Source organism: Maribacter hydrothermalis, from assembly GCF_001913155.1.
GTDB lineage: Bacteria > Bacteroidota > Bacteroidia > Flavobacteriales > Flavobacteriaceae > Maribacter > Maribacter hydrothermalis.
Genome location: NZ_CP018760.1, coordinates 287,317 through 306,904, shown reverse-complemented (window position 1 = coordinate 306,904; position 19,588 = coordinate 287,317). Strand labels below are relative to the sequence as shown.

Here is a 19,588-nt window from a genome sequence, read left to right as displayed (position 1 = left end):
ATTCATTTTTTGTTTACCCATATTTTCTATGGCACAAGATTCTGTTGATACAAAGAAGATGGGAACCCTTTCTGGGCAATGGCGGACCTATTATATGATGACGTCAAACAAAGGAGAATTGAAAGATTTTAATGCATTGGCAACAGGAGGAAAATTGAAATATCAATACAAACTGCTTAAAAATTTAGAAATAGGAGCTGCAGTTTATAATGCTACTAATCTTGGATTACAGGACCTAACAATACCCGATGTAACTACCAATAAATTAAGTAGATACGAAGAAGGACTTTTTGATAGGTTAGATCTAGAAAATGATGCCGTTTTTTTATTAGGAGAACTTCATGTTAAATATAGGGTTAAGAATCACACATTTACTTTAGGCAGAATGAAGGTGAATTCACCTTTGATTAACCCTGAAGATGGTAGAATGATACCTACTCTAGTACAGGGTTTTTGGTATGACCATAAGATAAACAACACAATAATGCAATTGGGATTTTTAAATGAAATTGCACCTAGATCTACAGGCAAATTTTATGGTATAGGGGAAAGTATAGGTACATACCCCGAGGGTAGAAACGTTTATGGGAATACAGCGTTGTATTCAAATAATACGGCATCTGATTATATTTTATTGGCTAATGTTGATTTTGAAATAGCCGATAATTTAACTGTGAACGTCTGGAATCAGTATGTTGAAAACATATTCAATTCATTCTATTTAAAACCTTCTTATAAAATTACAAAATCTGTTCAATTAGAAGGGGAGTGGTTACACCAAAATAAGGTTGGTAATGGTGGTAGCAATATAGATTCCTTTCGTTATTTTAATCAAAATTCAGCTGATGTGTTAGGGTTAAAAATCTCCTATAAAATTAAAGCAGGTTTAGTTTCTTTAGGGTATGATAGAATATTACCGCACGGTCAATTTATAGCTCCAAGAGAATGGGGTAGGGAAGACTTATTCAGTTTTCAAAAGCGTGAGCGTAGTGAAGGGACAGCGGATAATCATGCTCTAGTAGTGAATTATAAAAAGGATTTTTTAATACATAAAGATCTAAACCTAAACACCATACTTAGTATGGGTAAGTACTGGAAACCAGACGTAGACAATGCCATATTAAACAAGTATGCTATGCCAAATTACACCCATGTTAACCTAGATATTTTCTTTGATATTAAAAAGTTAAAGCGATTTCGGCCAGAGTTGCTTTTGACTGCTAAAATTGGAAATGGGGATATACCGGATAATCCCAATTTCTATTTTAACAAGGTAGATATGTTTCATCTAGACTTTGTTCTTAACTATAATTTTTAAACTATTTAGGTGTAATGGTGTGAAATGAAATTTCCTAATATTACTTTTTAATTTTGCAGGTATTGACTCCTAAAACAGTATAGATTGGACAAAAACTAATAAAGGTTGTCAAAATTAGAATGCCTGCCACCGCTGCCATTATATAACCTAAAGTTCCGGTAACGGTATCCGTATAAAAGGTTGTTAAAAGTGCTACGGCTATAAAAATTCGAATAAAACGGTCTGTGCTTCCCATATTTTTTTTCATGATACTAATTTTTAGTTATTGCTTAAAGTAATTTGTAATGTTGCCAAAAATTTATGGACAAACATAAAGGCGGCCTATTTGACTATTGAAAATTACATTATAATTAGTTTAAGTCCTATGACATTGGTCACCGATAAAATTGATGATTATGCAATGGTTTAAAGTAACTTTGGTTACAAAAGGGTCATTTTTAATAAAGTATTTTTGTAAAAAGCGATTGAGGAATGGAAGCATATATTGATGCCTTTTTAAATGCAATAACCGGAACATTAAGTTGGACATGGAAATCAATCATTTTTCAGGTTCCTTGGTACCTTAATTATTTTTGGGGCTTAATTTCTATTTCATTGGTAGTTTGGCTTTTAGAAATTGTTTTTCCATGGAGAAAGCAACAAGGTGTATTTAGAAAAGATTTTTGGTTAGACGGTTTTTATATGTTTTTCAACTTCTTTCTATTTGCCATAGCAATAAGTGGTATATATAAACTTTTACAGGTATTTTTTAAAGACATAGGTATTAAAACAGATAGTTTGGCAATAATAGATACAGCTAGTTGGCCTATGTGGGGACAATTAGTGGTATTTTTTCTTGTTTTGGATTTTGTGCAATGGTTTACGCATATATTATTACATAAATATGCCTTTCTATGGAATTTCCATAAAGTACACCATAGTGTAAAAGAAATGGGTTTTGCAGCTCATTTGCGTTACCACTGGATGGAAAATATTTTTTACAAACCTTTAAAAACTTTTGGTGTAATGATACTTGGAGGTTTTGAACCAGAACAAGCTTACATAGTTCATTTTGCAGCAATAGCGATTGGTCATATCAACCACTCTAATATTAAAATTACATGGGGTCCATTAAAGTATATATTTAATAACCCGGTTATGCATTTATACCATCATGCCTATGATTTGCCGAAAGGCACCTATGGCGTAAATTTTGGTATTAGCTTAAGTCTATGGGATTATATCTTCAAAACGAACTACATACCAGAAGATAGTGGTACTATAAGATTAGGTTATCCAGGAGATGAAAATTTACCACAAGATTTTTTAGGGCAAGTTACCCATGGGTTTAAAAGAAAGAAGAAGTAACAAATTAATTACTTCTTCTTTAAAAATTCTTATAATTTAGTCTGATAGTTTACCCGTGGCACAGCTCACAAAAGACTTTGCTTTTGAAAGCACTGAATTTTCTTGGTCAATACTTGGGTAGCCAATTGACATTAATTTATTTTTCACGACAGTTATATCTTCAAGTTTCGAAGTATCAAAAGAAACTGATGATGATTCTACTGAGACCGATACATTGGTAATCGATGAAATCTCTTCTAATTTTGAGATGATTGTTTTTGCACAGCCACCACATTTTAAATTTTGAATAGGAATTACTGATGTCATATCTTACTTATTTTGTTCATTGTTAAAAGTTATACTCCAAATACCTCTTACCTCGTTCTCTTTGTAACCAGTTGCCTGGTCATATGGGTATCTATCATTCAATATTTGGGTAACCTTGGGGTCTATATTCGTCTCCGGTATCCCATGACAGTTTAGACACATGGTATTTGTTACAATTGGAGAGTAATAATTAATTTTTCCATTATTGTTTTCTACGATAGGTTCATAAGACTCTTTATTATTGATTTTTGATTTGAAAAATTCAATATACTCCAGCTCATTTTCGCTAGCTTGGTTGTTAGCGTTTCTTGGTTTATCGCTCACCCTTTTAATTTTTGCATTATGTACAACTGCCATACTATCTGTTAAGGGGTATGCTTTTTCATTACAAAATTCTACAGCGCCGACAGCCCCGTTTTTTTGTAAACTGGCCATAAGATTTTTTCCTAAAATTTTTTGGGTACTTTGGGCGTAGTTTTTTCCTTTTTCTAGAAAAATACTATCATTTATTAAAGAAGTTTTATTAGTATCAATAGTATCTATTCTATCAATTGTGTTTCCATCGTTTACTTTTGGAGAATCTTTACAGCTAAATACAAAAATAGTTGCCAATAAAAAAAATGCCTTTTTCATGAGTATAAAATAAATAGTTAATTAAATAATTTTCAAGGATAAAGTTGTTTACGCATAAATACAGAATGCCAAAATTTTTAAAATTTGAAAACCATTTTTAGATCAATTCCAAGAATTATACCCTCCTTTTAAATCATACACTTGTGTAAAGCCCATGTTTAATAGCTTTCGAGCAGCCTTTTGACTTCTTGCACCTGATCTACAATAGACATAAACAGGTTTTTCTTTATTTAGCTTATCAAAATAATTCTTAAAATTACCAGCATTGAAAAAATCTATATTGATTGCATTTTTAATATGACCACTATTGTATTCAGATGATGTTCTAACATCAATAGGTTTAATATTATTAGTTACAATTTGTGTTGCATATTCGTTCTTACTCAATACGGTGATATTACCGGTAACATCTTGTTCTTTTTTACCAAAGAGTGCACTTAAAAATGACATAGTATTTTATTTAAAATTAATATTCAATAATAGAAAACGATTTAATATAATGACCGTTTCCTAAATAAACCAACCAATAAAAAATTAGTAAAGCGTAGTTGGGCAAACAAATTCAGAGACAGGTATTTTCGCTTCCTGTATAGCTTTAAACCCATCTTTTACATCTATTAAATTGTGAATACCTCGGCTTTTAAGAATAGACGAAGCTATCATACTTCTATAGCCACCGGCACAATGCACATAAAATGTTTTGTTATTAGGGAATTGGGCTAAATGGTCGTTTAAAAAATCTAAAGGAGTATTTTTGGCTCCTATAACGTGTTCAGATTTGTATTCAGATTCTTTTCGTACATCAAAAACAGATACATTATCTTTTTTTATCGCCGTTTTAAGTTCATCAGCATCAATTTGGCTTACGGTATCATATTCCATTGCAGCCTTTTTCCAAGCTTCAAACCCACCTTCCAAATATCCCAACGTACCATCAAAACCTACTCTAGAAAGTCTTGTTACAGCTTCTTCTTCCATGCCTTTTGCAGTTACCAATAAAATAGGTTGCTTTACATCTGCGATTAAAGCACCGACCCACGGAGCAAAACTGCCATCTAGACCAATAAAAATAGAACGTGGAATATGGCCTTGTGCAAAATCATCTTGATGGCGTACATCTAAAACGATAGCGCCAGTTTCATTTGCCGCGGCTTCAAAAGCCTTTGGGGAAAGTGCTTTTGTTCCACGTTCCAATACTGTTTTAATATCTTCGTAACCTTCCTTATTCATTTTTACATTAAGAGGGAAATATTGAGGTGGGGGCAGTAAACCGTCAATAACTTCATCAATAAATTCCTCTTTGGTCATGTCTTTACGTAGGGCATAATTCATTTTCTTTTGGTTACCCAAAGTATCAACCGTTTCCTTCATCATATTTTTACCACATGCAGAACCTGCCCCATGTGCTGGATATACAATTACATCATCTGCCAAGGGCATAATTTTCTTTCGTAAGCTATCATATAAATATCCTGCTAAATCGCGCTCCGTAAGTATGCCTATTTTTTGCGCTAAATCTGGTCTACCTACATCACCAAGAAATAAGGTGTCGCCACTAAATAACGCATAGTCTTTACCTTTTTCATCTCTTAAAAGATAGCTGGTACTTTCCATAGTATGGCCAGGGGTATGTAAGGCAATTATAGTAATATCCCCAAGTTTAAATTCTTGATTATCTGTTGCTATAATTGCTTTAAATGAGGGGTTTGCTTGTGGTCCGTATATGATATCTGCACCAGTTTCTTTTGCCAAAGTCACATGACCACTAACAAAATCGGCATGAAAGTGAGTTTCAAAAATGTACTTAATTTTAGCATTATTAGTTTTTGCTTTTTGAATGTAAGGTTGTACTTCTCTTAGTGGATCTATAATAGCAACTTCTCCTTTACTTTCTATATAGTATGCACCTTGTGCAAGACAGCCTGTATATATTTGTTCTACTTTCATTTTGTAATAATTAATATTTAATAGGATAAAATTAGAGGTTGTTACTATGTTCTACAGTGACATTAGTCACATAAGGATTTTTTTTTAATAAAATTCCATGTAAAAAATAAAGGCTGCCATAATAAGAATAAAATAGCCAAAACCCTTTTTTAATTTTTTACCATCTATAAAGTTGCTAAGGTAGCTACCAATAAAAATCCCGATAAATGAGAGCCCTGTGAACATTGCCAAAAAACTCCAATCTATAACCATTGTCATAGCATCACCTAAAAAGAAACCCATTAAAGATTTTATAGCAATTATAATTAAAGAGGTGCCTATGGCAACTTTCATTTCTACATTTGCCAAAATTACCAGTGCCGGTATAATTAAAAATCCGCCACCAGCTCCAATTAATCCGGTAATGCTACCAACTAGTAGTCCTTCTGCCAATATTAACGGATAGTTATAGTGGACACTACCTGTTTTAAGAACAGGTTTATCTTTTTTAAGCATCGAATATGCAGCAGGAATCATCAATATGGCAAATAAGCCAAACATGGCCATTCTGCGCGTAAATTGAAAGTGTTCAATTTGAAATAAAACATCGGGCATAGCGGGCACCACATAATGTCTAACAGCCGTTACGCCAATAATTGCAGGAATACCAAAAACGATAGCAGTACGCCAATCCACATAACCTTTTAGATGTTGTTGCCAACCACCAACTAATGCACTTGCACCAACAATAAAAAGTGAATAAGCCGTAGCCGCTTTTTCATTAATTGTAAATAAATAAGCTAAAACAGGTACAGCTAATATGGACCCCCCGCCACCAATAAGTCCTAATGAAACTCCTATTATTAATGCGCTGAAGTATCCAAAAAAGTGCAAAATTTCCATGTGATATATTTGGTATCACAAAAATATACTGGTACGGAAACCTATGCAGTAACAATGGTTACAGAAGAATTATAAATCCAGAATCTCTAAATAATTTCGGTGTAGTTTAATTTTGCCCAACTCTTCTAATTTTTTTAAGAGTCTAGAAATTACTACTCTAGAACTATGAAGATCGTAGGCAATATCTTGATGGGTGCTATGAATAATATTATCATTGGTAACCCTAGCTTTTTCTTTTAGATAACCAATTAAGCGTTCATCCATTTTTTGAAAAGCAATATTATCTAAAGTACTCAACAGCTCATTTAGCCTAACGTGATAGCTGTTAAAAACAAAGTTTCTCCAAGATTTGTATGTGGCTGTCCATTCTTCCATTTTTTGAATAGGAACCATTATTAATTTAGCATCAGTTTCTGCGATTGCTCTAATTTCACTTTTTTTATCACCCATACAGCAAGCCATGGTCATAGAGCATGTATCGCCTTTTTCTAGATAGTATAATAAAAGTTCATCACCATCTTCATCTTCTCGTAAAATTTTAATGACCCCAGAAATCAATAAAGGCATACCTCTTATAAAATCACCAATCTCCATAAGTTTATATCCCTCAGGTACTTCTTTAAATGTGCCTACTTGAACAATCTCATTAATGAGTTCTTCTTCAAAGATATTTCCGTATTCTTCCGTTAAGTCTTGGATCATTTCTATTTTAATTAATTTTTTTAGCTAATTCTTTATCGAATTTAAAAAACATATTTGCCCAAATAGATTTAGAAACTGCGGCTATCCATGGCATTGTCAGCACCAATGCAACCACAATTGTTATGAACAAAGATTTTATGCCAAGTTGCAATCCAAATATAAGGGTTAAAACATATGCTGCCACAGCTACTGCAATACCAACGGCGTAAGAAACGTACATAGACCCTGTGTAAAAACTAGGTTCTATACTATATTTTAAATCGCATTTTGGACACCGTTCTTTTAGTTTATTGAAATTACTTAATTTATAGGGATTGGCCTCCAAAAATTTTCCTTTATGACATCTTGGACATTTTAAAAAAATTATACTGTACAGTTTTGAACCTTTTGCTATCATACCATTAAAACTTTATGTCAAATTTATTGGATCATGGTAAGTTTTTAGGTAACATTAGTTACACAGCTAAGCTGGTTAACAGTATTGTCAATGAACTAAAATAGCGTCATTGTACTCTATAGAACTGATATTAATCATATTATTTACTTTATTGTTCTTGTAAGTTTGTTGTTAAAACAGATTTATATGTGTTCGCTTGTTCAAAAGTATAATGTGCCGGGTCCTAGATATACTAGTTACCCAACCGTACCATTTTGGGATATAAATACCTTCTCAGGAAAAAAATGGGAACAAACAGTCAAGAAAAGTTTCCATGCTAGTAATTCTGAAACTGGTATAAGTTTATATATACACTTACCATTTTGCGAAAGTATGTGTACATTCTGCGGATGTCATAAACGTATTACTAAAAGACATGATGTTGAAATGCCCTATATTAAATCAGTTTTAAAAGAATGGCAATTGTATAGCGCATTGTTCGATGAAAAACCCATAATTAAAGAGTTGCATTTAGGTGGAGGTACACCAACTTTTTTCAATCCAGAGAACTTAAAGTATTTAATTGATGGCATTTTGAGACTTGCGGATAAAGCAAAGGATGCCGAGTTTAGTTTTGAAGGGCACCCTAATAATACATCTAAAAATCATTTACAAGCTTTGTATAATGTGGGATTTAGAAGAGTAAGTTTTGGCGTTCAAGACTATAATGAAACGGTACAGAAAGCAATTCATAGGATTCAACCTTTTATAAATGTAAAAAATGTAACCGAATGGGCACGGAAAATAGGGTATAGTTCTATAAGTCATGATATCATTTTTGGGTTACCACACCAGAAATTAGAGCACGTAGAAAATACTATCGCAAAAACAAAAGAGCTAAAACCTGATCGCATTGCATTTTATAGCTATGCACATGTACCATGGTTGGCGGGTAACGGACAACGAGGTTATAATGAGGCAGATTTACCAACTGCAGATGAAAAAAGAACCCAGTATGAAGTAGGGAAAGAGTTATTGTTAAATTACGGATATCATGAAATAGGGATGGACCATTTTGCGCTTGAAACAGATAGTTTATATAAGGCCATGCAAAGTGGTCATTTGCATAGAAATTTTATGGGATATACCAGTTCTAATACTCATTTAATGATTGGGTTGGGAGCTTCTAGTATTAGTGATAGTTGGTATGGTTTTTCTCAGAATGTAAAGAATATTGAGGAATATCAAAACTTGGTAGAGAACAATATTATTCCATTATATAGAGGACATATTTTAACAGAAGAAGATCAAATTATTAGAAGACATATATTAAATTTAATGTGCCAGTTTACAACTTCATGGAGTGCTTTTAAATTACATTTACCCCAAATGGAAAGTATTCTTGAAAGATTAAACGAAATGGAGCAAGATGGATTAGTTGAGATTTCTAAAGGTAATTTACGGGTAACTGAAAAAGGGAGACCATTTGTTAGAAATGTATGTATGGCTTTTGATTTGCCATTACAAAAAAAGGCCCCAGAGACAAAGTTGTTCTCAATGACAATTTAATACCTCTTTGAGGGTTTAATTTCCCGAGCTTTGCTCGTTCGTAACGCTGGACGGGTCTTGAAATAAAAAATGCCTTTTACCCATTGGGCGAGGTTATAATTTATAAAACTTTTGAGCTCAAATTTTATTAACAGCAAAATTAAATTATCATGAAAAAAATTATTGTACTTACAGATTTTTCAGACCAATCAGGATATGCGCTTAAGGCTGCTGCAGATTTGGCAAAAAAACACAAGGTAGAGCTTCTTGTTGTTCACATGTTAGAGCTCAACCAGGCAATACTGTCTTCACCTGATGGAATGTATATAGAACAAACTGTTTTTCTAGTAAAATTAGCCGAGAAAAATTTAAAGGAATTTTTAGATAAGCCATTTTTAGAGGGTATTAAGGTTACTCCTGTAATTAAACATTATAAGGTTTTTAGTGAGTTAGATGCAATTGCGGAGGAGCATAATGCCGATTTAATTGTAATGGGTTCTAACGGGGCAAGCGGACTGGAAGAAATTTTAATAGGCTCTAATGCGGAGAAAGTAGTACGTAATTCGTCTACTCCAGTATTGGTCATTAAAGGTGAAGTGACTGATTTTAGTATTGATAGGTTTGTTTTCGCTTGCGATTTTAATGATGATAACCTTCCTGCTTTTCAAAAAGCTAGGGAATTTTCAAAATTGGTAAATGGTAGTATGGAGCTTGTTTTTATAAATACACCAAACGACGAATTTTTAAGTAATAAAGATGCATATCAAAAAATCAATAAATTTTTATATAAGGCAAATGCCGGGCTGCAGGTAGAGATATATAATGATTATAGTGTTGAGCAGGGTATATTAAATTATGGAAAAACCATTTTAGCAGATGCTATTGCAATGCCTACACATGGTCGTAAAGGTCTTTCTCATTGGTTTAATGGTAGTATTGGTGAAGATGTTGTAAACCATGCTAAAATTCCGGTTATTACTTTTAAAATATAGATTCATGATTCTAAATAATTAAAGACGGTCGTGCTAACACGGCCGTCTTTTTTATTGTCGTATGTTATTTTATTACATCTAAAAACACTGCCATAATTTATTAATTATTTCATTTTTAAATGAGCCAATTTAAGCAAGATTTAGTTGTAAGGTACCTAAGAGGTTTATTTAGGTAAAGTATGCTGCATTATCAATAAATACTACATTATAGACCTTTTTTTATAGCTTTTTTAGGTAAGCATAATTTAGATTACCTCTTTTATTATACTACTGAATATGTATAACAATATCATTAGGGACAATTTTATCCTTAATGATGATAATTATCATATTTTAACCTTTTAATACCCTCTACTTTTGTCTAGTCAATTAATCAATAAACCATTTAAAATGAAAATACTACTAAGAAGTGCCGCAGTTATTTTTTCACTCCTGCTAATGGCGTGTGGCGGTAAAGAAGAAAAGAAAAAAGAAGGTTTTAGCGTAGATCGTTCAAAAACTACAGAAGAATCTTTAAAAGCGGCCCCGGCTACTGATGAGGTGCCTGCATCTATGCGTGTAACATTAGATGAGAAAGGAGTAGGGCAAATTAAAGATATAACACTGCCAGCGGAAATAGATGCAAAAATGGCAGCAGAGGGTGGTGAAATATTTAAAACAAATTGTACCGCTTGTCATAAACTGGACAAACGTTTTATAGGACCTTCTCCAAAAGGTATTTTAGAAAGAAGAAGTCCAGAATGGATTATGAACATGATTCTAGATCCAAAACTAATGACAGAACAAGATCGTTGTGCAAAAGATTTATTGGTAGAATTTAATGGTGCAGCCATGTCTAATCAGAATCTGACAGTAGAACAGACAAGGGCAATCTTAGAGTATTTCAGAACCTTATAGAATTTAGAAGTGGATTAATAAATGGACTAAGGATTTATACTTAAAAATTATCTTTTATCCTCTAGTCCTTTTTTCACTGCTAATCATATGAAATAGAATAACAATCAAATATTAGATAATTAATTAGAAACAATTATTATGAAAACGACCAATTTAAAATTCATATTTGCTCCGATTTTAGGACTGCTTTTAATTAGCAGTTGTAAAAATGAATCTAATACAGAAAAAACAACCACATCGCCTGTTTCAACTGAAGCCACTACCGCACAAAAGAAAGGGCAAGCCTTTATTGAGGATGATGGTTCTACACCAAATGTATTACAGATAGCCATTGGGTCTCCCGACCATACTACTTTGGTAGCAGCAGTACAGGCCGCAAGTCTTGAAAACGCTTTAGTAAATGCAGGGCCCTTAATGGTATTTGCACCAACGAATGCAGCTTTCGATGCCCTACCTGCAGGTACAGTAGAAGATTTATTAAAACCAGAAAACAAGGATGCTCTGGCAAATATTTTAAAGCACCATGTTACGGCTGGTAATTACGATAAAGAATTTCTGAAAAAATTTAAAAAATTAGGACAGGCAAACGATCAAAATGCGATAGTTGAGGTAAAGGGTGATGATGTATACGTTGGTGGTGCTAAAATCATAGCCAGTGTACCGGCAGGAAACGGAATTGTACATGTCGTGGATAAGGTAATATTACCGCCATCAAACGAATAAATTAAACTTTAAAATAATCACTTAATCAAAATAAAATGAAAAAGTATAAATATCAATTAATAGCGCTATTTGGGTCTGCTTTGATGTTCACGGGTTGTGGTAATCAGAACGGGGAAAGTTCATCTAATAGTGCATTGGCGTCTAATAACGCCGAAAAGGTTTATGTAGCTCCAGGCGAGCAAGATGAATTTTATGCCTTTATGTCTGGTGGATATAGTGGTAACTTAACGGTATACGGACTTCCTTCAGGGCGTATGTTTAAAGAAATTCCTGTTTTTTCTCAATTTGCAACCTCTGGTTACGGATACTCTGAAGAAACAAAGCCAATGTTGAACACTTCTTTTGGTTTTGTGCCATGGGATGATTCCCACCACCCTGATATTTCACAATCTAAAGGAGAACTAGATGGTCGTTGGATTTTTATTAATGGAAATAATACTCCACGTATCGCTAGAATTAGTTTGACTACTTTTGAAACTGAAGAAATTATTGAAATACCAAATAGTGCTGGTAATCATAGTTCTTCTTTCATTACCGAGAATACAGAATATGTAGTGGCGGGTACTCGTTTTTCAGTTCCTGTTCCACAACGTGATATGCCTATTAATGAGTACAAAGCTAACTTTAAGGGCGCTCTTTCTTTTATAAGTGTAGACCCAGAGCATGGTCATATGGATATTAAATTCCAATTAATGATGCCTGGTTTCAATTATGACCTTTCTCACCCTGGTCGTGATAAATCTCATGGTTGGTTCTTCTTTACTACCTATAATACAGAAGAAGCGAATTCATTATTAGAAGTAAACGCTTCGCAAAATGATAAAGATTTTATTGCAGCGGTTAACTGGAAAGTAATTGAAGAGTACGTTAATAATGGCGGCGGGGAATTAATGCCTGCTAATTATGCGCATAATGTTTATGATGAATCTACGCATACCGCTACTTCAACCATGAAGAAAGAAGTATTGACTGTAGACCCTTTAAAAGTACCCGGGGCTGTATATTTCTTGCCGACCCCAAAATCACCTCATGGTTGTGATGTAGATCCAACAGGTCAATATATTATTGGTAATGGTAAATTATCTGCAGATTTAACCGTGCATTCTTTTGATAGAATGATTGAAGCAATAGAAGGTAAAAAATTCGATGGGGAAGCTTATGGTATTCCAATTCTTAAATTCGAAGATGTATTGGCAGGTACAGTTAAAAGTGGAGGTCTAGGACCCTTACATACTGAGTTTGATGGAAAAGGAAATGCATATACTACATTTTTTATCTCATCGGAAGTTGTAAAATGGAAATTAGGAACATGGGAAGTTATTGATAGAAAACCTACTTTTTATTCTGTAGGTCACTTAATGATTCCTGGTGGAAATTCAAGAAAGCCATTTGGTAAATATGTTGTAGCGATGAATAAGATTACAAAAGACCGTTACTTACCAACAGGCCCCGAACTGGAACATTCTGCCCAGTTATATGATATAACAGGAGATAAAATGGAGTTGATTTATGATTTCCCAACACATGGTGAACCACATTATGCAGCTGGTATTCCGGCAGAATTGTTAGCACCAAAATCTAAAAAGATATACCGCTTGGACGAGAACAAACACCCTTACGCTGTAACCTCTCCAGATGGTGCTAAAGTAGTTCGTGAAGGTAATGAGGTACATATTTACATGTCAATGATACGAAGCCACTTTACACCCGATAATATAGAGGGAGTTAAAGTAGGGGATAAAGTATACTTTCATATTACAAACCATGAACAAGATTTTGATGTACCGCACGGCTTTGCAATGATTGGTCAAAACACATCAGAATTGTTAATTATGCCAGGGCAAACAAAAAGTTCTGTTTGGGAACCAAAGAAGCCAGGTGTATGGCCTTTCTATTGTACAGATTTTTGCTCCGCATTACACCAAGAAATGCAGGGTTATGTTAGAGTTTCTCCAGCAGATTCAAATATAGAACTTTCTTGGTCTCTTGGAGATTAAAGCTTTATAGTGATTTGTTTTTTAGAATGAAAAGCGGGCTGCGTTGTGGACTAGCCCGCTTTTTTAACAAATTCAAGTATCCATTCTTATTAAATTGAAACATCATTAAAATTAGATAGAAATGAAAAAGGCAAGTATCTTTATGATCATAGGTCCTTTGTTATTAATAGGATTGTATTTTTTTCCATTGTGGAATATTATTTTAGGGGCACCTCAATATCCTGAGCCTTTAGGAATGAATATTCATATTGACGGTATCCGTGATATGAACGAATTCGACTTAAAGAACATTGATGGGCTAAACCACTATATAGGTATGCGAACCCTGCCTAAGCCAGAAGACATGTGGGAGTTTAGTACATTTCCAATAGTAATTGGTGGAATGGTCGCTTTGGGAGTACTTATTGGTCTATTAGGTTATTTTGGTAAATTAAGTTATAAATGGTTTGCAGGTTGGTTTATACTAATGAGTATCTTGGGTGTATTGGGAATGTATGATTTTAATGCATGGATGGTGGACTATGGTACTAATTTAGATCCACATGCCATTATGAAGTTAGCAAACCCAGATGGCACGCCTATGACATATAAACCACCACTATTAGGTCATGCAAAGATGTTAAATTTTGATGTGACATCGTTACCCGAAACAGGTGCTTGGTTAATGTTCCTAGGTATGATGCTTACGCTACTTGCCTTTTATTTAGGATGGAAAAATAGAAATTCTACAACGCAATAAAATTGGTAAAACTCAAAACTTCATGAAAAATTCAATAATTTATATATTTTTTGTTTTGTTAGTTACTGCAAGCTGTACAAATTCACCAAAAACAATAGCTTATGGCACAGATCATTGTCATTTTTGTAGTATGACCATAGTTGATAAGCAACATGCAGCGCAATTTATGACCAAAAAAGGGCGTAGTTATGCTTTTGATGCTTCTGAATGTATGCTCAATCATTTAAAAGAAATTGACAGGGCAACTGTTGAAACATTTTTAGTAAATGACTACAATGCTCCCGGTGAACTAATTGATGCTACCCAGGCCACCTATTTAATAAGCAAAAATATTCCAAGTCCAATGGGAGAGTATTTAACAGCTTTTGCTACAAAAGAAGCTGCAGAAAAAGCACAGTCAGATAATAAAGGTGAATTATATACTTGGGAACAATTAAATAATCGATATAAATAATAAAAGAAGAATGCAAATAGAGTAATGTTACGTCCGGGAGTTTAATCACTACATCCATACAAACGGCATACAAAAATTCTAATTTCTTATATTTAAATGATGAGATACCTCTCTTTTATATTTTTGTTTATTTTTTTGTTTTTCAACAATTTGATGTTTGCAAATACAATCAATGTTTGCTCCCAATGCAAAGTAAAATCAGTTGCGGAGGGCATAAAAGTTGCGTCAGCTTTTGATACTTTACTTATCAAGAAAGGAACGTATAAAGAATACAATATACTGGTTGATAAACCTTTAACGCTTCTAGGAGAAGACTTTCCTATAATAGATGGGGAAGACAAAGGAGAAATCATTAGAATAGTAGCTGACAACGTCACTATAGATGGTTTGTTTATTATTAATGTAGGTACAAGTTACACGTCCGATTATGCGGCAATTAGGGTGGTTAGGAGTGAACACTATTTAATACAAAATGTAGTTTTAGAAAAATTATTTTTCGGTATTTATTTAGAAAAATCGAATAACGGTAAAGTGTATCACAACAAAATAATTGGTGATGCTGTTGACGAATATAACTCAGGAAATGGTATTCAATTATGGTATTCACATAATGTTGTAGTAGATCGTAATATAGTACAAGGCGTTAGAGACGGTATTTATCTTGAGTTTTCAGATAACGTAACCATAAATAATAATGCCAGTACCAATAATTTAAGGTACGGACTACACTTTATGTTTTCTGATGATGATATCTATACAAATAATGTTTTTGAGAATAATGGCGCAGGAGTAGCGGTCATGTTTTCCAAAAACATAAAAATGATAGGCAATACGTTCAAGAAAAATTGGGGAACAGCGGCATTTGGTCTGTTATTAAAGGAAATTAATGACGCTGAAATTACCGGAAACATTTTTGAAGAAAACACTATTGGTATCAACATAGAAGGCTCTAACCGAATAGATTACAAAAACAATAATTTTATTAAGAACGGGTGGGCCATAAAGGTATTAGGGGCTTGTTATTCTAATTTCTTTAGTAGTAATAATTTCCTTTATAACTCTTTTGATATTTCTTATAACAGTAAGCTAAATGACAATGTTTTTGACGGTAATTATTGGAGTGATTACACGGGTTACGATCTAAATAAAGATGGGGTGGGAGATGTTCCTTACCGCCCTGTAAAATTGTTTTCATACATTGTAAACAAGACTCCAGAAACCATAGTATTATTACGAAGTCTTTTTATGGATATAATTGATTTTTCTGAGAAAGTTTCGCCTGTTTTTACACCAGATAATTTAATGGATAGTAACCCCTTAATAACTAAAGTATAATGATTTATATAGAAGGTTTACATAAAAAATTTGGTAAAAACATAGTCCTATCTGGCTTAGATTTAACCATTGAAAAAAGTGGTGTTTTTGCAATTTTAGGACCTAATGGCTCAGGTAAAACGACTTTAATAAAAAGTGTACTAGGAATGGTTATTCCTGATAAGGGAAGCATATCGGTTATGGGCAACACCATTAAGAAAAATTGGAAATACCGAAAAGAAATAGATTACTTGCCACAGATTGCAAATTTTCCGGGTAACCTGAAAGTAAAGGAGTTAATTAGAATGATTAAGGACCTTAGGCAAAGTCCCAGTAATGAAGAAAGATTAATTGCGCTTTTTAAACTAGAGCCATTTTTAGATAAGAAACTCTCCACTCTTTCTGGGGGTACCAAGCAGAAAGTAAATATAGTTTTAGCTTTTATGTTCGATAGTCCTTTGCTTATTTTAGATGAGCCCACTACAGGTCTCGACCCTGCTTCTATAATAAGCTTAAAGAAATTAATAAGCGAACAAAAAGCAATGAATAAAACGGTTTTGATAACTTCTCACATTATGCAGTTTGTGGCTGAGGTTTCAGACGTAATCGTTTATTTGTTAGAAGGTGATATTTATTTTAAAGGCACTATAGAAGAATTGAAAACGAAAACAAACCAAACTGATTTAGAACACGCCATAGCGGCTATAGCAACAGCACCGACCCATGCTTAAAATATTAAAATATAGTTTTTACGACCTTATTCGTAGCCGTTGGAGCTACGTGTACTTTTTATTCTACCTATTGTTAGGTTTTGTATTGTTATTCTTAAATAACGATGTATCAAAAGCTATCATTACCTTAATGAACGTTATTATTATTCTAGTACCTTTAATAGGTACTATTTTCGGAATCATGTATTTCTACAATTCCAAAGAGTTTACAGAACTCTTACTGGCACAACCTATTAAGCGCTCTTCAATTTTTTTAGGTCAGTATTTTGGTGTGGCAGGTTCTTTAACGTTAAGCTTGGTGTTAGGTTTGGGTATACCTTTTGTGCTCTATGGCCTATTTAAAAGTGATGCTATTTTTGATTTCACTTTGCTGTTGGTAACTGGGGCGTTTTTAACGTTAATTTTTACTGTATTAGCATTCAATATAGCTTTGTCCAATGAAAATAAAATTAAGGGGTTTGGTTATGCCGTATTACTCTGGTTATTTCTGGCTGTAATTTATGACGGAATCTTTTTAATGTCTTTAATAATTTTTAAAGAATATCCGCTAGACAGTTTTTCGTTAGGCGCAACAATGTTTAATCCAATAGACCTTTCTAGAACGTTAATTCTACTAAAGCTAGATATTTCTGCCTTATTAGGATATACCGGTGCGGTATTCAAAAAATTCTTTGGAACAGACCAAGGCTTTTTAATTTCTATGTTAATGCTTGTTCTATGGACTGTTTTACCCATTTGGCGATTGGTGTCAATAGCTAAGAAAAAAGATTTTTAGATAACTCTGTAAAAAAAAATCCCCTCCTTGAAAAAGAGGGGAGATATAATATTTCTATGTCAATACCTTTTTTTCTGCAGTTTCAACTTGCTCTTGTAACGTATTTAGAATAATACGGCATCCATCTAACTGAACAGTAACACATGTGGGCGAAGGGCTAAGCTCTTCTAGCTTGTCTTGGAATAGATTTTGATAATAGGTTATACCATCATTTAAATTATTGCCAAAAGACACTAATTGTTTTCTACTCTTGTCAGTAATGTTCATTCGAAAATCATCAATCTGTTCTTTATAATATTCTAAATAGATAAGTAGTTCTTTTATAAACATATTCGGTCGGTCCGTTCGTTGAATTACATTGTTTCGTCCGTATATGTGACCTATCATTTCTTCTAATGTGGCTATTTTTGAAAAATAGGCCAAATTTGGTCCAGGACAGATCGATACTCCCTCACCTTCAATTTTTGTATCAAGATTATATACCAATAAGGCAGAAGTGCCTAAGCCCACACAAGTACATGATTTTTCGGTTATTTTATTAAAGTGGTAATCATATTCTGCTTTGGGTAGATTTTGTGAAATAAGTTCTTCTACCTTTTTACTTTGGTACTGTCTTGATGCGGTACAAAGTCCTTTTTCTTTGAAATCCTTATTTAAGGCAACAAATTTTTTAGGACAAGGACTTCCAGGTTTTCCTTCTATGATTCGTTTTTCTTTTTCAACATCTTTAGTGTTTCCTTTTAGACTATGAAAAGGAATGCCTAAGGGTGAAATATTACTTAGGTAAAGGTCATCTTCCTTTGCTTTTACAAGTTTGTCTAAGGTATCTTTGTCTACCGTGGTAGCCTCTGGCACCAGAAGAAAAGCGGAACCCCAACCTACAGAGTCTACATTATATTCACTCATAAGAAAATGATGCTCTTCGGCAGTACCAACACCTCCTTGTGCACTAATTTTTAGAGCCATCGGTTTTTTTGGACAAGCACGTTCTTTACTTTCTAGTGCAGCAATTAATAGTTCATGAACTGTTTTAATTAGTTCCTCTTTATTTTCTTTGAATTGCTGTAAAATAGGTCCCATTAAATACCCGTCAGTTGCAAAGGCATGTCCACCACAATTAAGTCCAGATTCAATTCTATATTCAGAAACCCATAGACCTTTTTTAGCTAAAAATTTGCCTTGTATTAAAGCAGATCGGTAATCACTAACTTTTAGAACAATCTTCTTTTTTATAATACCATTTGTATTAGGATAAAAATCTTCAAATTGTTCCATGTAACTATACAAACGTGGATTCATACCCGCGGAAAGAACAACCGATGAATTTAACGTACTATTCGCATATCCTCTAAGAGCTGCATGAGCATCATTATATTCAGATGGTAGTTTTTCTTTTTTATCATAATTATCCTTATCGACTTTCGTCATAATGTTGACGTCGATACTACCTATGGGCATGCTGTCTTTTACCCATTTTTTTATGTCCGCAAGGTTAAAATCGTTTTTTATCAATTGCGTATACTCTTGTTTAAAAGTCGAAGAGTCTGGCAGTGCATTGAAATATTTTTTAATGTCCTCAGCCGTTTCAGTTGTGGTGTTTTTGAACTGCTCAAATTTGTCTTGAGCAAGCCGATGTATTAAATCTAAGTATGATGTTATGCGCTTAGCTCTAAAGTCTTCCATCTTATCCGTAATTTCTTGATAAGATAAATTGTTCTTGCTGGCGTACATTTTCCGCAGTTTTTCTAATAAAATATCGTCGACAAGTGAAATGACAGAATCTATACCGTATTGAGAAACTTTTAGAGGGGTGTCAATGGTAAATCCAATACCCATTACTGGAATATGAAAATTATGTGCTGTAGTCATAGAATGGAGTTTTATATTTTTATGAAGGATATGGTCAA

Annotated in this window: 21 protein-coding genes; 12 read left to right on the top strand and 9 right to left on the bottom strand. The window is 33.5% G+C overall.

Going from position 1 to position 19,588, the window contains the following annotated elements; genetic code table 11:
- Positions 1 to 28: 28 nt before the first annotated feature.
- A complete protein-coding gene (locus tag BTR34_RS01405; RefSeq protein ID WP_198037230.1) occupies positions 29 to 1,318 on the top strand; it encodes an OprD family outer membrane porin in 1,290 nt (429 codons plus the stop codon).
- Between the two features lie 40 nt (positions 1,319 to 1,358).
- On the opposite strand, the gene BTR34_RS01400 is transcribed toward BTR34_RS01405, so the two are convergent.
- A complete protein-coding gene (locus BTR34_RS01400; RefSeq protein WP_068486988.1) occupies positions 1,359 to 1,565 on the bottom strand; it encodes a YgaP family membrane protein in 207 nt (68 codons plus the stop codon).
- 224 nt (positions 1,566 to 1,789) lie between these two features.
- Between BTR34_RS01400 and BTR34_RS01395 the strand changes: the two genes are divergently transcribed.
- Positions 1,790 to 2,665: a sterol desaturase family protein gene (locus BTR34_RS01395; protein WP_068486990.1), complete on the top strand. Its 876-nt coding sequence runs from the start codon at positions 1,790 to 1,792 to the stop codon at positions 2,663 to 2,665.
- A 36-nt stretch (positions 2,666 to 2,701) separates the two neighbouring features.
- Here BTR34_RS01395 and BTR34_RS01390 read toward each other — a convergent pair whose 3' ends face one another.
- From BTR34_RS01390 to BTR34_RS01360, 7 genes are all read right to left on the bottom strand, one after another.
- Positions 2,702 to 2,971: a cation transporter gene (locus tag BTR34_RS01390; protein ID WP_068486992.1), complete on the bottom strand. Its 270-nt coding sequence runs from the start codon at positions 2,969 to 2,971 to the stop codon at positions 2,702 to 2,704.
- A 3-nt stretch (positions 2,972 to 2,974) separates the two neighbouring features.
- The gene (locus BTR34_RS01385; protein ID WP_068486994.1) at positions 2,975 to 3,604 is read right to left on the bottom strand and encodes a Tll0287-like domain-containing protein; all 630 of its coding nucleotides are present in this window, start codon (positions 3,602 to 3,604) and stop codon (positions 2,975 to 2,977) included.
- Positions 3,605 to 3,706: 102 nt separating this feature from the next.
- Entirely contained in the window at positions 3,707 to 4,054 is a 348-nt protein-coding gene (locus BTR34_RS01380; RefSeq protein ID WP_068486996.1) for a rhodanese-like domain-containing protein, read from the bottom strand.
- Between the two features lie 84 nt (positions 4,055 to 4,138).
- Positions 4,139 to 5,551, bottom strand: coding sequence for an MBL fold metallo-hydrolase (locus BTR34_RS01375; protein ID WP_068486997.1), 1,413 nt, complete (start codon positions 5,549 to 5,551; stop codon positions 4,139 to 4,141).
- Positions 5,552 to 5,635: 84 nt separating this feature from the next.
- Positions 5,636 to 6,433 (bottom strand): sulfite exporter TauE/SafE family protein, encoded by a 798-nt coding sequence (locus tag BTR34_RS01370; RefSeq protein ID WP_068486998.1) that lies wholly within the window; start codon positions 6,431 to 6,433, stop codon positions 5,636 to 5,638.
- 69 nt (positions 6,434 to 6,502) lie between these two features.
- Positions 6,503 to 7,135: a Crp/Fnr family transcriptional regulator gene (locus BTR34_RS01365; RefSeq protein WP_068486999.1), complete on the bottom strand. Its 633-nt coding sequence runs from the start codon at positions 7,133 to 7,135 to the stop codon at positions 6,503 to 6,505.
- Positions 7,136 to 7,142: 7 nt separating this feature from the next.
- Complete coding sequence (locus BTR34_RS01360; protein ID WP_068487000.1) at positions 7,143 to 7,532, bottom strand: DUF983 domain-containing protein; 390 nt, start codon at positions 7,530 to 7,532, stop codon at positions 7,143 to 7,145.
- A 186-nt stretch (positions 7,533 to 7,718) separates the two neighbouring features.
- On the opposite strand from BTR34_RS01360, the gene hemN reads away from it, so the two are divergent.
- The 10 genes from hemN (at position 7,719) to BTR34_RS01310 (ending at position 17,681) form a co-directional block, all read left to right on the top strand.
- A complete protein-coding gene (hemN, locus tag BTR34_RS01355; RefSeq protein ID WP_068487002.1) occupies positions 7,719 to 9,080 on the top strand; it encodes an oxygen-independent coproporphyrinogen III oxidase in 1,362 nt (453 codons plus the stop codon).
- 149 nt (positions 9,081 to 9,229) lie between these two features.
- Positions 9,230 to 10,051, top strand: coding sequence for a universal stress protein (locus BTR34_RS01350; protein ID WP_068487004.1), 822 nt, complete (start codon positions 9,230 to 9,232; stop codon positions 10,049 to 10,051).
- 390 nt (positions 10,052 to 10,441) lie between these two features.
- Positions 10,442 to 10,948 (top strand): c-type cytochrome, encoded by a 507-nt coding sequence (locus BTR34_RS01345; RefSeq protein WP_068487010.1) that lies wholly within the window; start codon positions 10,442 to 10,444, stop codon positions 10,946 to 10,948.
- Positions 10,949 to 11,086: 138 nt separating this feature from the next.
- Entirely contained in the window at positions 11,087 to 11,671 is a 585-nt protein-coding gene (locus BTR34_RS01340) for a fasciclin domain-containing protein (protein WP_068487014.1), read from the top strand.
- Positions 11,672 to 11,706: 35 nt separating this feature from the next.
- Positions 11,707 to 13,668, top strand: a complete 1,962-nt coding sequence (nosZ, locus tag BTR34_RS01335) for a Sec-dependent nitrous-oxide reductase (RefSeq protein ID WP_068487018.1) — start codon at positions 11,707 to 11,709, stop codon at positions 13,666 to 13,668.
- A gap of 121 nt (positions 13,669 to 13,789) precedes the next feature.
- A complete protein-coding gene (locus tag BTR34_RS01330) occupies positions 13,790 to 14,407 on the top strand; it encodes an LPXTG cell wall anchor domain-containing protein (protein WP_068487020.1) in 618 nt (205 codons plus the stop codon).
- 22 nt (positions 14,408 to 14,429) lie between these two features.
- Positions 14,430 to 14,861, top strand: a complete 432-nt coding sequence (locus BTR34_RS01325; RefSeq protein ID WP_068487022.1) for a nitrous oxide reductase accessory protein NosL — start codon at positions 14,430 to 14,432, stop codon at positions 14,859 to 14,861.
- Positions 14,862 to 15,014: 153 nt separating this feature from the next.
- Positions 15,015 to 16,196, top strand: coding sequence for a nitrous oxide reductase family maturation protein NosD (locus tag BTR34_RS01320; protein ID WP_235843276.1), 1,182 nt, complete (start codon positions 15,015 to 15,017; stop codon positions 16,194 to 16,196).
- Positions 16,196 to 16,906: an ABC transporter ATP-binding protein gene (locus tag BTR34_RS01315; protein ID WP_068487026.1), complete on the top strand. Its 711-nt coding sequence runs from the start codon at positions 16,196 to 16,198 to the stop codon at positions 16,904 to 16,906. The genes BTR34_RS01320 and BTR34_RS01315 overlap by 1 nt, the downstream gene beginning before the upstream one ends.
- Entirely contained in the window at positions 16,899 to 17,681 is a 783-nt protein-coding gene (locus tag BTR34_RS01310; protein ID WP_068487028.1) for an ABC transporter permease, read from the top strand. The genes BTR34_RS01315 and BTR34_RS01310 overlap by 8 nt, the downstream gene beginning before the upstream one ends.
- Positions 17,682 to 17,735: 54 nt before the next feature.
- Here BTR34_RS01310 and BTR34_RS01305 read toward each other — a convergent pair whose 3' ends face one another.
- On the bottom strand, positions 17,736 to 19,550 hold the full coding sequence (locus tag BTR34_RS01305; RefSeq protein WP_068487091.1) for a hypothetical protein: 1,815 nt from the start codon (positions 19,548 to 19,550) through the stop codon (positions 17,736 to 17,738).
- Positions 19,551 to 19,588 lie beyond the last annotated feature (38 nt).

Coding starts and splice junctions, on each gene's coding strand:
- BTR34_RS01405 (WP_198037230.1), top strand. CDS start 29: ATGGCACAAGATTCTGTTGATACAAAGAAGATGGGAACCCTTTCTGGG.
- BTR34_RS01400 (WP_068486988.1), bottom strand. CDS start 1,565: ATGAAAAAAAATATGGGAAGCACAGACCGTTTTATTCGAATTTTTATA.
- BTR34_RS01395 (WP_068486990.1), top strand. CDS start 1,790: ATGGAAGCATATATTGATGCCTTTTTAAATGCAATAACCGGAACATTA.
- BTR34_RS01390 (WP_068486992.1), bottom strand. CDS start 2,971: ATGACATCAGTAATTCCTATTCAAAATTTAAAATGTGGTGGCTGTGCA.
- BTR34_RS01385 (WP_068486994.1), bottom strand. CDS start 3,604: ATGAAAAAGGCATTTTTTTTATTGGCAACTATTTTTGTATTTAGCTGT.
- BTR34_RS01380 (WP_068486996.1), bottom strand. CDS start 4,054: ATGTCATTTTTAAGTGCACTCTTTGGTAAAAAAGAACAAGATGTTACC.
- BTR34_RS01375 (WP_068486997.1), bottom strand. CDS start 5,551: ATGAAAGTAGAACAAATATATACAGGCTGTCTTGCACAAGGTGCATAC.
- BTR34_RS01370 (WP_068486998.1), bottom strand. CDS start 6,433: ATGGAAATTTTGCACTTTTTTGGATACTTCAGCGCATTAATAATAGGA.
- BTR34_RS01365 (WP_068486999.1), bottom strand. CDS start 7,135: ATGATCCAAGACTTAACGGAAGAATACGGAAATATCTTTGAAGAAGAA.
- BTR34_RS01360 (WP_068487000.1), bottom strand. CDS start 7,532: ATGATAGCAAAAGGTTCAAAACTGTACAGTATAATTTTTTTAAAATGT.
- hemN (WP_068487002.1), top strand. CDS start 7,719: ATGTGTTCGCTTGTTCAAAAGTATAATGTGCCGGGTCCTAGATATACT.
- BTR34_RS01350 (WP_068487004.1), top strand. CDS start 9,230: ATGAAAAAAATTATTGTACTTACAGATTTTTCAGACCAATCAGGATAT.
- BTR34_RS01345 (WP_068487010.1), top strand. CDS start 10,442: ATGAAAATACTACTAAGAAGTGCCGCAGTTATTTTTTCACTCCTGCTA.
- BTR34_RS01340 (WP_068487014.1), top strand. CDS start 11,087: ATGAAAACGACCAATTTAAAATTCATATTTGCTCCGATTTTAGGACTG.
- nosZ (WP_068487018.1), top strand. CDS start 11,707: ATGAAAAAGTATAAATATCAATTAATAGCGCTATTTGGGTCTGCTTTG.
- BTR34_RS01330 (WP_068487020.1), top strand. CDS start 13,790: ATGAAAAAGGCAAGTATCTTTATGATCATAGGTCCTTTGTTATTAATA.
- BTR34_RS01325 (WP_068487022.1), top strand. CDS start 14,430: ATGAAAAATTCAATAATTTATATATTTTTTGTTTTGTTAGTTACTGCA.
- BTR34_RS01320 (WP_235843276.1), top strand. CDS start 15,015: ATGTTTGCAAATACAATCAATGTTTGCTCCCAATGCAAAGTAAAATCA.
- BTR34_RS01315 (WP_068487026.1), top strand. CDS start 16,196: ATGATTTATATAGAAGGTTTACATAAAAAATTTGGTAAAAACATAGTC.
- BTR34_RS01310 (WP_068487028.1), top strand. CDS start 16,899: ATGCTTAAAATATTAAAATATAGTTTTTACGACCTTATTCGTAGCCGT.
- BTR34_RS01305 (WP_068487091.1), bottom strand. CDS start 19,550: ATGACTACAGCACATAATTTTCATATTCCAGTAATGGGTATTGGATTT.